This window comes from Desulfovibrio sp. DV (genome assembly GCF_001936595.1).
Taxonomy (GTDB): domain Bacteria; phylum Desulfobacterota; class Desulfovibrionia; order Desulfovibrionales; family Desulfovibrionaceae; genus Solidesulfovibrio.
Map to the genome: position 1 here is coordinate 1 of NZ_MLBG01000040.1, position 14,758 is coordinate 14,758.

Annotated in this window: 13 protein-coding genes; 9 read left to right on the plus strand and 4 right to left on the minus strand. The window is 65.8% G+C overall.

The annotated features are described in order from the left end of the window. Positions 1-360 precede the first annotated feature (360 nt). The 7 genes from tmcD (at position 361) to DVDV_RS10620 (ending at position 7,372) form a co-directional block, all read left to right on the plus strand. Complete coding sequence (tmcD, locus tag DVDV_RS10590) at positions 361-1,629, plus strand: electron transfer complex subunit TmcD (RefSeq protein ID WP_075354641.1); 1,269 nt, start codon at positions 361-363, stop codon at positions 1,627-1,629. Positions 1,630-1,639: 10 nt separating this feature from the next. Continuing rightward, a complete protein-coding gene (gene tmcC / locus DVDV_RS10595) occupies positions 1,640-2,299 on the plus strand; it encodes a TmcC family electron transfer complex membrane anchor subunit (RefSeq protein ID WP_075354642.1) in 660 nt (219 codons plus the stop codon). Positions 2,300-2,314: 15 nt separating this feature from the next. Next, positions 2,315-3,634, plus strand: coding sequence for an electron transfer complex ferredoxin TmcB (gene tmcB, locus DVDV_RS10600; protein WP_075354643.1), 1,320 nt, complete (start codon positions 2,315-2,317; stop codon positions 3,632-3,634). Between the two features lie 23 nt (positions 3,635-3,657). Continuing rightward, positions 3,658-4,053: an acidic tetraheme cytochrome c3 TmcA gene (gene tmcA, locus DVDV_RS10605; protein ID WP_075354644.1), complete on the plus strand. Its 396-nt coding sequence runs from the start codon at positions 3,658-3,660 to the stop codon at positions 4,051-4,053. Positions 4,054-4,434: 381 nt separating this feature from the next. Next, the gene (locus DVDV_RS10610) at positions 4,435-5,388 is read left to right on the plus strand and encodes a hypothetical protein (protein WP_075354645.1); all 954 of its coding nucleotides are present in this window, start codon (positions 4,435-4,437) and stop codon (positions 5,386-5,388) included. Positions 5,389-5,494: 106 nt separating this feature from the next. After that, positions 5,495-5,908, plus strand: a complete 414-nt coding sequence (locus tag DVDV_RS10615) for a response regulator (RefSeq protein ID WP_075354646.1) — start codon at positions 5,495-5,497, stop codon at positions 5,906-5,908. A 270-nt stretch (positions 5,909-6,178) separates the two neighbouring features. Then, positions 6,179-7,372 carry an NAD(P)/FAD-dependent oxidoreductase gene (locus DVDV_RS10620; protein ID WP_075354647.1) on the plus strand — a complete coding sequence of 398 codons (1,194 nt, stop codon included), beginning with the start codon at positions 6,179-6,181 and terminating at the stop codon, positions 7,370-7,372. On the opposite strand, the gene DVDV_RS10625 is transcribed toward DVDV_RS10620, so the two are convergent. Further along, positions 7,284-9,959 (minus strand): PEP/pyruvate-binding domain-containing protein, encoded by a 2,676-nt coding sequence (locus DVDV_RS10625; protein ID WP_075354648.1) that lies wholly within the window; start codon positions 9,957-9,959, stop codon positions 7,284-7,286. The genes DVDV_RS10620 and DVDV_RS10625 overlap by 89 nt on opposite strands. Positions 9,960-10,132: 173 nt before the next feature. On the opposite strand from DVDV_RS10625, the gene DVDV_RS10630 reads away from it, so the two are divergent. Continuing rightward, positions 10,133-11,542: an SLC13 family permease gene (locus tag DVDV_RS10630; protein WP_075354649.1), complete on the plus strand. Its 1,410-nt coding sequence runs from the start codon at positions 10,133-10,135 to the stop codon at positions 11,540-11,542. A gap of 85 nt (positions 11,543-11,627) precedes the next feature. Here DVDV_RS10630 and DVDV_RS10635 read toward each other — a convergent pair whose 3' ends face one another. Beyond that, complete coding sequence (locus tag DVDV_RS10635; protein WP_075354650.1) at positions 11,628-12,653, minus strand: sensor domain-containing diguanylate cyclase; 1,026 nt, start codon at positions 12,651-12,653, stop codon at positions 11,628-11,630. Positions 12,654-12,781: 128 nt separating this feature from the next. Between DVDV_RS10635 and DVDV_RS10640 the strand changes: the two genes are divergently transcribed. Next, positions 12,782-13,528, plus strand: a complete 747-nt coding sequence (locus DVDV_RS10640; protein ID WP_075354651.1) for a hypothetical protein — start codon at positions 12,782-12,784, stop codon at positions 13,526-13,528. Between the two features lie 119 nt (positions 13,529-13,647). Here DVDV_RS10640 and DVDV_RS10645 read toward each other — a convergent pair whose 3' ends face one another. Both DVDV_RS10645 and DVDV_RS10650 read right to left on the minus strand, forming a co-directional pair. After that, positions 13,648-14,352 (minus strand): hypothetical protein, encoded by a 705-nt coding sequence (locus tag DVDV_RS10645; protein WP_075354652.1) that lies wholly within the window; start codon positions 14,350-14,352, stop codon positions 13,648-13,650. 32 nt (positions 14,353-14,384) lie between these two features. Then, a complete protein-coding gene (locus tag DVDV_RS10650; RefSeq protein WP_075354653.1) occupies positions 14,385-14,720 on the minus strand; it encodes a hypothetical protein in 336 nt (111 codons plus the stop codon). Positions 14,721-14,758: the final 38 nt, after the last annotated feature.

The following is a 14,758-nucleotide window of genomic DNA, read 5'->3' on the forward strand; positions in this document are numbered from 1 at the left end:
CCGGGCCGACCGCGGCAGGGGCGCGGCCTCGGGCCGGGCCGGCGGCAGCCAGGGTTCGGGGGCGGCGGCCCGGACGACCTGGGGGACGGCGGTGAGCAGCAGCGCCAGGAGCACAGGGGCGGCCAAGACCGCACCAATTTGATCGGAGAAGGAGAGTAATCCCGGTCTTCGCATGGTGGAATTTCCTACCTTGGAGCGTCATATCCCGCAGTTTTACTAGATGTATTTAAAAAATGCCCCCTTGACTTCGTCGGCAAATCGTGACTAACGTGCGGGAGTTCACAATGTCTGTTTCCCTAGCCAGGGTGTGCGATCCCGGACGCCTGCCCTGTGTGCCTTCCACCCGTCAAGGAGGTCGATATGTCCTTCGCGCAGTCCTGGGATTTCACGCCGGGCGCCCGCGTCGTTCTCGACGATATGCGGCAATGCTCCCGTGAATACGAATGGTTGGAGGAACCCCACGTCTCGCCCGACGGCGAGCGCGTGGCCATGGTCGCAGCCCTGCCTGATCCCGCGTTTTCCGTGGCGGTCAACGGCGAAGTCTGGGAAGCGACCTTTGACAAGGTTTGGTATCCCCGGTTTTCGCCCGATGGCCGCCTGACGGTCCTTGGCCAGACCGACGGCGAATGGACCATGGTGGTGGACGGCGAACCCTGGGAAGAGCAGTACGCCTACATCTGGAACACGCTCTTCTCGGCCAAAGGCGACATCATTGCCGCGCCGATCCAGCAGGACGGCAAGTACGGCCTGTCCATCAACGGCACGCCCTGGGAAGAACTCTTCGACAACGCCAACCAGGTGACGCTCTCGCGTGACGGAGCCGCCTCCGCCGCCGTGGTCCAGGTCAAGGCCCCGGCCCAGGCCGACATCGCGGCCTTCCAGGAAGGCATTTTCAGCGTGGCCGTAAATGGAGTGGCCTGGGACTCGATTTTCGTCAACTGCTGGGCTCCGACCTTTGATCCGGCCGGGAAAAATGTCGCCACAACCATCCGCCGCTCTCTGTACGACTATTCCATTGCCGTCAACGGCAAGGCCTGGACCGGCTCCTATGCCTGCGCCTGGGGCCCGGTGTTCAACCCGGCCACGGGAGCGGTGGCTGCACCGGTGCGCAAGGCCGGAGCCTGGGGCATGGCCATTGACGACGCCATGGCCTGGGACATCCGCTACGGCCAACTGTGGCATCAGGCCTTTTCGCCCGACGGATCCAAGCTCGCGGCCATCGCCGCCGTCAGCTTCGGCGACTTCACCGTGGTGGTGGACAACACCCCCTGGGGCATCGTCTTCCCGGTGGTGACCGACCTGACCCCGAGCCCGGTGGGCAACCGCTTCGCCGCCCTGGCCAGCAACCACAATACGGATTTCGCCATCCTGTGCGACGGCAAGGTCTGGGACGGCCGCTACGACATGGCCTTCCCCCCGGTATGGAGCCCTGACGCCGCCCATCTGGCCGTGGCCGTGGAGAAAGCCGGCCGTCAGACCGTGGTGGTGGACGGCAAGGCCTATCCCAAGAGCTTTGACAAGTGTTTTGCCCCGGCCTTTTCCCCGGACGGCACCCATGTGCTCATCCGGGCCGTGGCTGATGGCAAGTGTCACCGCATCGTGGCCCCGGTCGCCGCCTTCACCGGCTAGGAGGTTCTCCATGCACGCCCTGTTTGATCTCGCCGTCGGCCCCCTGGCTTGGCTGGCGTTTGCCCTGTTCATCCTCGGCTCGGCCTACCGGCTCATGGCCATGCGCGCCCTGGCGTTCAAAAAAGACGCCTCGTTTGTGGCCTACATCAGCTGGCCCCATGCCCTGAAATCCCTGGCCCACTGGATCACCCCGTTCGGGGCGCTCGGGTGGCGGGAAAACCCCGGCATCACCGTTGTCACCTTTGCCTTCCACATCTGCCTGTTCCTGGTGCCCCTGTTCCTCATGGGCCATATCGCCCTGTTCGACACCTTCCGCGGCTGGTCCTGGCCGGCCCTGCCGGGCGACGTGGCCGACGCCTTGTCCATCGTTGTCGTTCTCGCCTGCCTCTACTTCCTGTGGCGGCGTCTGGCCGTCCCGGAAGTCCGCTTCATCACCCGCACCCACGACTGGCTGGTGCTGGCCCTGGTCGGCGCGACCTTTCTGACCGGCGTCCTGGCCTATCACCGTATCGGCGACAACCTCGTCGTGACCACGCTGCACATCCTGTGCGGCGAGGCCATGCTCGTCGCCATCCCGTTCACGAGGCTTTCCCACATGCTGTTCGGATTTTTCAGCCGCGGCTACATCGCCTCGGAATTCGGGTCCGTCAGACACGCCAAGGACTGGTAACCGCCGGAGGATGTCATGAACACCATTGCCGATCGTCTTATCGAGGACGTGGGGCTCAGACGCGGCGTCGACCGCCTGACCCCGGAAAAAATACAGAAAGTCTTCAAGGAACTCGTGGCCGGCGAATGCGGCGCGCGGATGAAGACCTACATGGAAACCTGCGTGCGCTGCGGCATGTGCGCCAAGGCCTGCCACTATTACCTGTCGCACAAAGACCCGAGCTACACCCCGGTGGCCAAGGTCAGCCAGACCATGTGGCGGTTGTTTGACAACGACGGCAAGGTCGATCCCGCACTGATCTACCAATGCGCCCAGGTCGCCTATACCGAGTGCAACCTCTGCCGCCGCTGCATCCACTACTGTCCGCTGGGCATCGACACCGGCTACATCATAAGCGTCGTCAGACGCCTGTGCCACAAGCTCGGCGTCACCCCCCAGTACATCCAGGACACCGCCCACAGCCACTCGGCCACCATGAACCAGATGTGGGTCAAGGACGACGAATGGCCCGACACCCTGCAGTGGCAGGAAGAGGAAGCCCGCGAGGAATTCCCGGGGCTGCGCATTCCGCTCGATGTCGAGGGCGCGGACTTCATGTACTCCGTCATCGCCCCGGAACCCAAGTTCCGCACCCAGCTCATCTATCAGGCAGCGGCCATCTTCCACGCCGCCGGCGTATCCTGGACCATGCCCGCCACCCCGGGCTGGGACAACTCCAACATGGCCATGTTCACCGGCGACTCGGAAATCATGGCCAGAATCGAGCGCGCCCATTACGAAGCGGCCCAGCGGTTGCGCGTCAAGCGCATCGTCATGGGCGAGTGCGGCCACGCCTTCCGGGCCGTCTACGACGTCGGCAACCGCTGGCTCGGCTGGAAATGGCATCCCGTGCCGGTGGTCCACTCCGTGGAATTCTTCTGGCAGCTCATCCAGGAAGGCCGCATCAAGCTGACCCACAAGTTTGCCGACCCCGTCACCATCCATGACCCCTGCAACATCATCCGGGGCCGCGGCCTCATGGACAAGCTGCGCGAGGTGGTCCACTTCCTGTGCGACAACGTGGTGGAGATGTCCCCCAACCGCGAGCACAACCTGTGCTGCTGCGCCGGCGGCGGCGTCATCAACTGCGGGCCTCCGTTTAAAAATGTCCGCATCGTCGGCAACTCCATCAAGGCCGAACAGCTCAAGGCCACCGGCGTCCACTGGTGCATCGCCCCCTGCCACAACTGCCATGGCGGCCTGGACGATATCATCAGCAAGTTCGGCCTGGAAATGCACACCAAGTTCCTGGGCGACCTCATCTATGAACTCATGGAGAAGCCCGAGGCCGAGTAACCCGGCGCGCAGGAGAAACCGACATGAAACGATCACCCCTTATGCCCCTGGCGCTGCTGGTCCTTGTCGCCGCCGTCCTCCTGGCGGCTCCGGCCATGAGCCAGCAGGACATGACCACCGTGCCGACCGAAGGGTTTAAAAAAACCACCCGGCCGCCGGCGGCCTTTGCCCACGACGCCCATAACGAAAAAGCCGGGCTGTCCGACTGCACGGCCTGCCACCACGGCGAAAAAGACGGCAAGCGCGACCCCAGCGCCGACACCGCGGGCATCCCCTGCTCGGATTGCCACACCGCCGTGGCCGCGCCCGGCAAGACGCCGCTCATGCGGGCCTTTCACCGCCAGTGCATGGGCTGCCACATGGACAAGAAGAAGGGTCCGGTCACCTGCGGCGACTGCCACGTGCCGGCCAAGAAGTAGCCCGCCTGCCCGGGGCTTTGCGCAAGCGCAAAAGGCGCGGCCGGGAAACCGGTCGCGCCTTTTTTTGCACTGTGCCGCAGGAACCGACAGTGGCTTCAGGGACGGGCAAACGGGCGCGGCAACAAGCGCGCGAGCAGCAACGGTTACGACCCCGGCCCCTTTTCCTGCGCGACTTCCGCTCGTCGACGTGACGGCGCGCCGGGTCAGATCACATGCACCCCTTGTGGGTTTCCAAAGGGTGTCAGTCCCTTTGGCCGCCGGAGGCATTCTCCCGCTTCCCCCGTTCTCCCGGCCGCCGGAGGCCTCTTCCACGTAAAACCTCTTCAAAAACCCTCTTGGAACCATTTTTGCTTGCCCATCCGGCAAACCCAGGAAGGCGCCATGCCCAAACCGTTTTTCACACTCCTGGCCGGGCTGCTGGCCATTGCCGGCCTGTCATTTCCGGTCCTGGCCCAAGACACGTTCCGGACGAACAGGCGGCCGGCGGCATCGACCTATGGGCCGCCGCCGGAGGCGCAGCCCGGCCTGTCGGCTGCGCCGGCGTCCCGGCAACCGGCCCCGGCCGGGCCTGAGCCAACCGCCCCCGGCCCGGACAGCCCGGAAGTGCGGCGTCAGGTTTCCGACGCCCGGGTCCTGTCCGCCGCCACCACCTGCTTCTACGGTCCCCACATCGACCAGGGCCAGGCCAAGCGGCTGTGCCGCTATCAGGCCCGGGGCCGGCTGCTCGACAATGCCGCGGCCCAGCTCGGGGCTGATCCGGCCGTGGCCCGGACCAAAGTGGCGCCGCCTGACCTGCGGGCCTTTGCCGACAGCCTGCTGACCGTGTCCGTGGCCGACGAGGAGGTGCGCCCGACGCCTGACGGGCTGGCCGTGCGCCTGACCCTTCGGGCCGAGATCGAACCCGGCACGCTGGAGCAGCGGCTGGCCGCCTTTGCCGGCAATCCCGAACTGCGCGCCGCCGCCCTGGCTGAAACCGCGGTGCGCGACCGGCAGGCCGGCGAGGCCCGCATGGCTGCCGTGCCCTTTGGCGCGGACCGCGAATTCCGGGCCAGGGAAATGGAGCACGACATGCGTGAGGACGCCGCCTTTGCCGAGCGGCGGCTGATGCCGGGCATGTCGATTACCCAGGTCAAGGAGCTGCTCGGCAATCCGGCCACGGTCAAACAGGCCGTCCTTGGACCGGAGAGCTATCTCTGCGCCAGCTACGGCCGAATATGGGTGGTCTTCCGGGACGGGGTGGTGAGCTGTCTGCGCAGCCGGCTCGATTACGTGCGCCGCTACGACACGGATTGCCACTGTGCCGGTAATTACTCGACGATTCTTAAAAACGACTAGAAGTTAGCTCTCCTTGACAGGTAGGGCGGGCGACCGCTAGAAAACCAGTCGGCCGTCTATCATCAACCCTCGACGTTTCCCGCACATCCACCCCGCCGGAGGAATCATGAGGGCGCTTATTGTCGATGACGATTTTTACAGCAGAAGCTTTCTTGAATACATTCTGCACCCTTACGCACAGTGCGACGCCGCCGTGAACGGCGAGGACGCCATCATGGTCTTCCAGAAGGCCCTGGAAGACGGCAAGCCCTACGGGCTGGTCTTCATGGACCTGCTCATGCCGGTCATCGACGGTCCCCGGGCGCTCAAGGAAATCCGCGAAATCGAAAAAGATTTCGGCCTCACCCAGGACACCTGCTGCAAGGTGGTCATCACCTCGGTGCTCGAAGACGGCGAGGACACCCACAATGCCATGTATCTTGGCGGGGCGACCTCGTTTCTGCAAAAGCCGGTGGACGAAAAATCCATCATGGCCGAACTGCACCGCCTGGGCTGCCTGCCGCCCGGGACCGAAGACTGAGCCGCTTCAACTGAGGCTGCGGCCTGGCGATTCCTGGCGTGCCGCCCGGGTTTTCGAGCCCGTGCCGCACTCCGACAGGGCAGGGCCGGTCCCCAAACGGCCCTGCCCGGAACCGAGGCCGACCAGCCACTGACCCGGCCTGGCCCAAGGGCGGGCCAAGGGCCGCGCCCCTTGGCCGCCGCAGACTTTCCCCGCCCCTTTTCTCCTAACGCCCCAAACGATTTTCCCCGCCCATCTTCCCGTGGCCGCTCCCTTGGCGTAGAACAGGCCATGCGCCCAAAACGCCTCATCCTGGCCGGCGGCGGCCATGTCCATCTGCCGGTCCTGGCCCGGCTGGCCGATTTCCAGGCGGCCGGCATCGACATCCTGTGCATCGCCCCGGGGCCGTACCTGGCCTATTCCGGCATGGGGCCGGGCCTTTTGGCCGGCCGCTACGCCCTGTCCGAGCTGCGCTTCCCCATTGCCGCCAGGCTGAACCGGCCCGGAGGGGCCTTTGTCCGGGGCACGGTGTCGGCCATCGACCCGGTGGCCCGGCACATCGTTCTCCAGGACGGGCGGGTGGTTCCCTATGACGCGGCCAGCTTCGGCATCGGCAGCCGGGTCGTGCCGGATTTTCCGGTCACCTTCGGGCCGGGGGAGCCGGGCGCGACCCTCTATCCGGTCAAACCCATCGAGAATCTGCTTCTGGCCCGCCAGGACATCCTGGCCCGGGCGCGAGACGGGGCTGCGGTTAGGGTGCTGGTGGCCGGCGGCGGCGCTGCGGGATTCGAGGTGGCGGCGGGGGTGTTGGGACTTTTTGACGCCATCGGGCTGGACAGGGGGAGCGTGGCCGTGGCCGCGCCCCGAGGGCTCTTGCCGGGCTGGCCCGGACGGGCCGTCGCCCTGGCCGAAGCCTCGCTTGCCCGGCGCAAGGCTTGCCTCATCCCGGCCCGGATGGTCGGGCTTTGCGGGGAAACGGCCCATTTTTCCGACGGCACGGCCCGGGTCTGCGACATCGTCCTGGTGGCCACCGGGACCCGGCCGCCCGGCCTTTTCACCGCTTGCGGCCTGTCGGCCGAGCCGGGCGGCGGCCTGACCGTCTCGGCCTGCCTGCAAAGCCCGGTTCATCCCGACATTTTCGGCGGCGGCGACTGCATCCACTTCGGCCCCAGGCCACTGCCCCGAGCCGGGGTCTATGCCGTGCGCCAGGGGCCGGTCCTGGCTGCAAATCTCCTGGCCTTTCTCACCGGGGGCCGGCTCACAGCCTTTAGCGACACCGGTAAAAACTATCTGGCGCTTTTAAACTGCGGCGACGGCCGGGCGATTTTGCGCAAGGGGCCGTTTGTGGCCGAAGGAGCCTGGGTCATGGCCCTTAAGGACTGGATCGACCGGCGGTTTATGCGGTCGTTTCCGCTTCGGCCGCAGCCTCGGCCCCCTGGATCGGACACGGGGCGAGGGCATGAAGCGGGCTTCCCACCACCGTGACCAGATCGTCCAGGATTTTTTGCTTGTAGTTTTGCACCATGGGCTCGTTGTGCATGATCATGTCGAGCTGGCGGGTGTGCATGAGCATGTAGCCGATGACGGTGAGCGCCCGCTGCATCTCGGCCTGGGGTCCACCGCTGACCCGGGCAAAGGACGCATCTTCAGTCACCTCTGCCACAAAGCCCTGGATCTCTAAAATCTCGCCCACGAACTGGGCCCGGCGGCGACGCCGGGTATATTCCGCTGCCCCGCCCTTGAACTGGAAGCTCACGTAGTTTTCCGACGGCCGGTCGCCCACCATGGCTTCCACAGTGCAGAAGTGGAAGCCGAAGCGGGAACTGAGGCACATGTAATTGCGCGAGACCATGAAATAATTGCGTTCGGAAAAAGACGAATGGGAGGCCGCCTCCAGTTGCGGGTTGGTCGAGGCCTGGATAATGATCGACATGAGACCCCGGCCGTCTACCGGCGGCGGTCCCTGCCAGGGGATGGCGATGATGCCGTCCCACAAGGCCCCTACCGGAATCGAGCAGATTTCCTCAAGCTTGACGTACTTGCCCGGCACTTCGTGGGTGAAGCCGTCGTCGAGATTGATAAACCACCACTTCATGGCCGTGCCCTTGTATTTGAGCTGCTTGGCCGCCCGCTTGGAGAAGTGGAACTCCTGGCCGAAATTGAACATCTCGGTCACGGACTTTTCGTGGCAAAACCGGGTGACGTCGTGGAGCGAGGCGCAGTTTTCCGGGGCAAAGGCCGGCACGTTGGGGTCAATGAGGTGCAGCGGCGTGATCTGGTCCATGACCCGGCGCAAAATGGCGTGCATGGGCGTGACCCGCTCCGGCGCGGGCTGGCGCTGGGACGCGGCCTCGTCAAGCAACTCCTGGAGCCGGCCCGGATAGACCGCCCGACCGTCGGCATCCACCGTGACCTCGGCCTCCGGGGTCAAAAGGCTGGTCGCCCCGGCCAGCCCCATGATGGCCGGCACCCGGAATTCCCGGGCCACGTTGGCCAGATGGCCGGCCGCGCCGCCCTTTTCCGTGACAATGGCCGCAGCCATGTCAATCACCGAGGCGTAGCGCGGCGGGGCCTCGACCGCAACCAGCACCCCGCCCCGGGGAAAGCGCAGCAGATCGGCCTCCCGGCGCACCACGAAAACCGGGCCGCAGCCCGCGCCCGGACTGGCCGTCACCCCGCCGGACACAAGCGGCGTGCCATGCACCCGGCTCTCCCCGCCGCCGGACTGGCTCGGCAGCTGGACCAACTCCCGGCACTGCAGAAACCAGATGGCTCCAGCCCCATCCACGGCCCATTCCACGTCGACCGGCGCGCCGTACATGGTTTCCAGGGTCACGGTGGCCTCGGCCAGGGAGGCCGCCGTCTCATCGGAAATACTCGGCTCCATGGCCCGCTCGCCAACCGTTTCGGTGCGGCACACGCCCTCACCGGGCAGGCACATGAACTCCTGGTCCTTTTGCCGGATATGGCGTTCGGACAGGCGCGGCGGCGTTTCCCGGACAAAGACGTACTCGTCGGTGCCAACCGACCCGTCGACCACCGACTTGGGCAGGCCGAAGGCACTGTGGATATGGATGGAGTCGTCGCGTATATCCAGGGGATTTCGGGAATAGATGACCCCGCCGGCGGCCGCGTCCACCATGGCCATGACGCCCACGCACATGGCCACATCCTCGTCCGGGATGCCCCGGTTGAAGCGGTAGGTCATGGCCTGGGGGCTGTACTTGCTGGCCACGATCTCCTTGTAGCACTGGAGGATGTCGTCGGGACCGACGTTGAGCTTGGACGAAAACTGGCCGGCAAAGGTCTGGCCGGCCTCGTCCTCGCCCAGGGCCGAACTGCGAAGCGACACCGGCACCTTGCGGCCAAAGGGCGCACACAAGGCGTCGTAGGCCGAAAGGATGGCCGAGGCCACATCGCCCGGCACGGTGGCCTCGGTGATCTTGTTGCGAATTTGCGAGCTTAAAATCAGCAGGTTGCGCTGGTCATCCGGGCCGGCCGACTGGAGCAGGCGGTAGATTTCATCCTTGAGGTCGTTGTCCTCGATAAGCCTATGGTAGGCCCTGGCCGTTATGGCAAAGCCCGGCGGCACAGGCAGGCCGGTACGGCGCACGATCTCGCCAAGGCCCGCCATCTTGCCGCCCACCAGATCGGCCAGATCGCGCCCGGCCTTGCCCATGGGGATGACCAGATCCAAGGGCGTTTCCAGGGTGCAGGAGGCGGCCAGACATTCGCCGATGCGCCGCTGGATGTCCTTGATGCGATTGTAGAGCTCGGCGTATTTGCCCGGAGCAATGGCGTTTAGGTGCTCGACGATCTTGTAGACATTGACCGATACGGCCGTGGAGTGGGCGCGAATGAAGGCCATGCCGAAGGTACGGTGGCCGTTTAAGGCCTCCTCCATCTCGGTCATCAGTTCCAGGGCCTTTTTGTTGGCCGTCAAGAGCAGCTTGAAATGGTGGTAGCGTTTCTTGAATTCGGTCTGAATCTGCTCTTCGGTCAGTCCCTGGGGAGCATCCGACTGATTGTCGGAAAAAAAGCCTTTCACCGCACGCGCGAGTTTGCCGAACACGTCGCCCCCGCCTGGCCGGACCGGGTCCGGGTTTCGGTTCTCTGCCTGATTGTTCTTGTATCGTTTGGGTACAAGGAAGGCAATGGAGCGTCGCCAGACGGCCGCAGGTTCCAGACCGGGCTTTGCAGGCCGCCCGCTTTGCCGCATGGTAGGCGAAACAGCCGGAGCCGCCCATGCCGACACCCGCCCCTTCTGCCGCCGCCAGCCTGACCACGCCCCAGCGGCTGGCCCTGGCCGCCGTCCTCCTGACCGCCCTGGCCCTGCTCCAGCCGTTTTGGACCCCGGGCGCACAGGTCCGGGCCGGGGCGGCGGTGCTGCTGGCCATCGGCCTTTGGACCACGGGCTGGCTGCCGCCGTGGCTGACGGCCATCATCTTTTTCACCCTGTGCATGGCCGGCAAACTGGCCCCGGCCGCCACGGTCTTTGCCGGGTTTGCCTCCTCGGCTGTGTGGCTGGTCTTTTCCGGGGCCGTGCTTGGCGAAGCCATCCGCCACACCGGCCTTGGCGACCGTCTGGCCGGTCGCCTGGCCCCGGCCCTGACCCGCTCCTCCAGTCGGGCCGTGGCCGGGGTGACCCTTTTTTCCGCAGCCATGCTCTTTATCATGCCCTCGGCCATGGGCCGGGTCATGCTGCTGCTGCCCATCCTGGCCTCCCTGGCCGACCGGCTGGGCTACCATCCGGGCAGCAAGGGCCGCCACGGGCTCATCATCGGCGGCCTGCTCGGCACCTATCTGCCGGCCACGGCCGTGCTGCCGGCCAACATCCCCAACAACGTCCTGGCCGGCACCATGGAATCCATCCTCGGACTGGTCCCGTCCTACGGCCCCTATTTCCTGCTCCACTTCCCCATCCTCGGGGCCTTGCGCCTGGGCATTCTCATTGCGCTTTTGGCCGTACTCTACCGGGACACGCCCCGGGCCGCCGCCCCGTCGCCGGGCGCGCCCCCGGACCGCGGTCCGGTCACGGCCGCCCAACGCCGGCTCGGGCTGGTGCTGGCCCTGGCTGTCGTCTTGTGGTCCAGCGACGGCTGGCACCACATTCCGGCCGCCTGGACCGGAATGCTGGCAGCGCTCGTCTGCCTGTTTCCGGGCAGCGGCCTGCTCCCGGCCAATGCCTTCGGGACGCTTCGGTTCGAGGCGATTTTCTATGTGGCCGGCATTGTGAGCCTGGGGGCGGTGGCCGACCACAGCGGCCTGGGCAACAGTCTGGCCCGGATGGCCATTGCCGCCCTGCCGCTTTCGCCCGAGGCCCCGGGACTGGCCTTCGGGCTGCTCTCGGGCCTCGCCACCCTGGTCGGGCTGGCCGTGACCCTTCCCGGCGTGCCGCCGGTGATGACGCCGCTGGTGCCGGATCTGGCCGCAGCCGTCGGCTGGTCGCCCCTGGCCGTGGCCATGACCCAGGTGGTGGCGTTCTCGTCGGTGATCCTGCCCTATCAGGCCCCGCCGCTGGTGGTGGCCATCCAGGCCGGCTACGTGCCGGGCCGGGATGTGACGCGGCTTTGCCTCCTGACCGCCGCCATCACCATCATTGCCCTGTGGCCGCTTGATTACTGGTGGTGGCGCGTACTCGGGGTCATCGGCTAGCGGTCTGTCCTTTCGATACCGCCAGCGCCACGGCAAAGGGGGCCCCAAGGCCCCCTTTTGTTGCGTGATGGCAGGGGGCTCCCCCCTAGTCTTCCCCCAGACTGCCGGCCAGGCGCCAGCCGTTGCGGCCGGCGTTTTTGGCGGCGTACATGGCCGCATCGGCCAGACGCAACAGCTCCCCGCCACGCCTGGCGTCGTCCGGAAAAAACGCCACGCCCACGCTGGCCCCAAGCCGGCACACCACCCCGCGAACCTCGAACGGTTCGCGCATGGCCGCCACCATCTTCTCGGCGATGGCCACCGCATTGGCCGTCTCGCCAATGCCGGGAGTCAGCGCCACAAACTCGTCGCCGCCAAGCCGCGCCACAGTATCGGAACGCCGCACACAACGGATCAGACGCTGGGCCGTCTGGGACAGCACCGCATCCCCGGTCTCATGGCCATGCTGGTCATTGACGTCCTTGAAATGGTCAAGATCGATGAAATAGACCGCCGCCCGCTCGTTGTGCCGTTCGGCCAGGACCATGGTCTGGCGCAGCCGGTCCATATAAAGGGCCCGCCCGGGCAGCCCGGTCAGGCCGTCGTGCAGGGAAAGACGGGTGAAAAGCTCTTCAGCCCGTTTGCGCTCGGTGATGTCGTTGACGATGCCGTCATAGGCCAAAAGCCGGCCGGCCGTGTTGCGGTGCAGCACCGGCGTGTTTCGCACATGGCGGATGGTGCCGTCCTTGTGGACAATGCGGTGCTCAAGCGGCCCGGCATCCTCCCCGGCCAGCAACCGGGCGGCATGATCCAGCACCGCCGGCCGATCCTCCTCAGGCACCATGGTCAGCCACAACAGCGGATTGTCGCGGTATTCCCCGGCCGTATAGCCGGTCACGGCCACGCAGTTGGGGCCATGGTCCGTGGCCACCGCCCGGCCGTCTTTGACCACCACGGTATAGACGTAATCCGTCACCGATTCGAGCAGCCGGCGATAGCGGTCCTCGCCCTGGCGCAAAACCCGTTCCATCGCCATGCACCGCTCGCGCTCAGCCTCAAGACCAGCCACCCGCCGCTGCAAAGCCCCAATCTCCGCCAGCAGGTCCTCCCGGGTACGGGAATCGGCGTCCATGGCGCACCTCCTTGCCAGGCTCCCCCAACGTAGCGAAAGCCCGGCCCTTTGTCATGGCCCCCGCTTGCCAAGGCGCAGCCCAAAGCGTACCAGCAATCCATGGCAAACCGTAGCCCCGGAGCGCAACCATGACCATTGGGTCCGACTTCGCTGACGATCTCAAGCACGAAGTGCTCGCCGAGATGGCCGACAACTTCTTCGCTCGCCGCTGCCACCTCGACGAGCGCCTGGAAAATTTCGAATCCCTGCGAAACCGCGTCATCGCCCGGGCCGCCCCCGCCGTCGACGCCATCCATACCCTGCGCCGCCTGCTCCTTGAGCACCCCCAGGCCGACGCCTTCCTCGCCAGCCTCGGCCTCGATCCGGCCACCCTGCCTCCAGCCAAACAACTCCGTCCCATCGCCCGGCCCATGGCCCTCACCGCCGCCGGACGCTACCGGAAAGCCCTGCGCCGCAGCTACGAAACCATGCACCGGGAAATCAAACAATACAACGAAGGCGGCTACACCGCCGATCCCAGACAGCCCGGCCGCATGATGCCCGTGCCCGGCTACGCCCATCTCCACACCGTGGCCGAAAACATCAACGCCGAGATCGAATCCATCAACTCCTCCCAATGCCCCTCGGACATGCTGCGCTTCAACAAGTCCCTGGACCCCGCCTGCCTGGAACAGGAAAGCGCCTGCGGCGCCATCGGCGACGCCTGCCGGCTCAATAACGAACTGGCCTTCACCCCGCTTGACCCAAAAAAATTCGACGTGCCCCTCCTGCCCACCCCGCCGGAACCCGACGCCATGGAAACAACCCTCGACGCCCTGGCCGATACCGTGCGCGCCGGCAACCCGAACAAGGCGGATGCGGTCTTTTTTGGGTAAGGAGAGGAAGGGAAGAGGGAAGATGCCTCCGGCGGCCAAAGGGCTGAGCCCTTTGGAATCCCACCTGGAGGCAAGGGGTAAACAGTGGCGGCGTTACCGCGACGTTGGGCGGAGTGTCCCTACGATCCGGCGCCGGCCGCAGGCACTGCGGGCGGTGCGGGGTTGGGGTTGGCCGGGGGCGGGGCTTTGTAGCCGTAGTTCCAGTTGGTGATGGGGCTGCCCATATCCATGGCCAGGGTGGCGGTGATGGCTGAGAGGGGTTCGGCGGGCATCCGGTTTTTCCGGGCGAAAATGACGTAATCCTCGGTCAGCCCGGTCTCCATCAGGCCGGAGTGGGCCATGGACCAGAGGCGTTCGCCGCTTTGGGCATCGATGACGTCGAAGGTGAAGGACACGCTGGAGTCGCCCCGGGTGCCGCCGGACATGATGTAGGTGAATTTGCCGACCACGACCACATCGACGCCCATTTTCCGGGCCATGGCCACGGCCTGGGGGGTGGAGGCGGTCTTGAAGTTGGCTTCGTAGAGCAGTTTGGGGAACACGCGGTCGCGGGTCCAGGTCTGCCAGACGACGCGGGTGAGTTGTTCGCCGAGGTCCTGGGCGTAGGCAATGTCCTGGGTGACCTGGAAGGGCACGATGAGGGCCGAGACCGGCACGGGCGGCGCTTTGAGGGGTTCGACGTAGACTTCGGGATTGTTCCGTTTGGTCCAGGAATCGATGTAGACCGTGTGTTTATCGGTCAATTTCGGTTCAACGGCGCAGGCAGCCAGGACCAGGGCGGCGGCCAGGGCCGCGAGGAGGAGACGGGTCGGGGCGTGGGACATGGGGAGACCTCCATCCTGGGCGGCTTGGCCCGTTATTGGCGCGTGGTGGTGACCACGGGCGCGTCGGAGAGGGTTTTGAGCAACTGTTCGCGGGAGGAGAGCAGGCTTTCGCGCAATTCGTATCGTTTCTTGGGGGGCAGGAGGCGGAATTCCGGACGCGCCGACATCTGCCTGAGTTCGAGCATTTCCTGGCGGATACGCCGGATTTTAAGCAGAAAGGCCTGTTCCTCCGGTCGGATCTTGGAGGCGACTTCGGCCAGTTCGGCCAGTTCGCCGGCCATGGCCCGGAAGGTTTCGGGATGGATTTCCCTGGCCTTTCGTCGCCATTGCGCCACGGCGCGCCATTTTGCCCGCATCCATGTCCACATGGCCCACCCCGTGTCTGTCGTCCCGGCGGCCCTCTTGC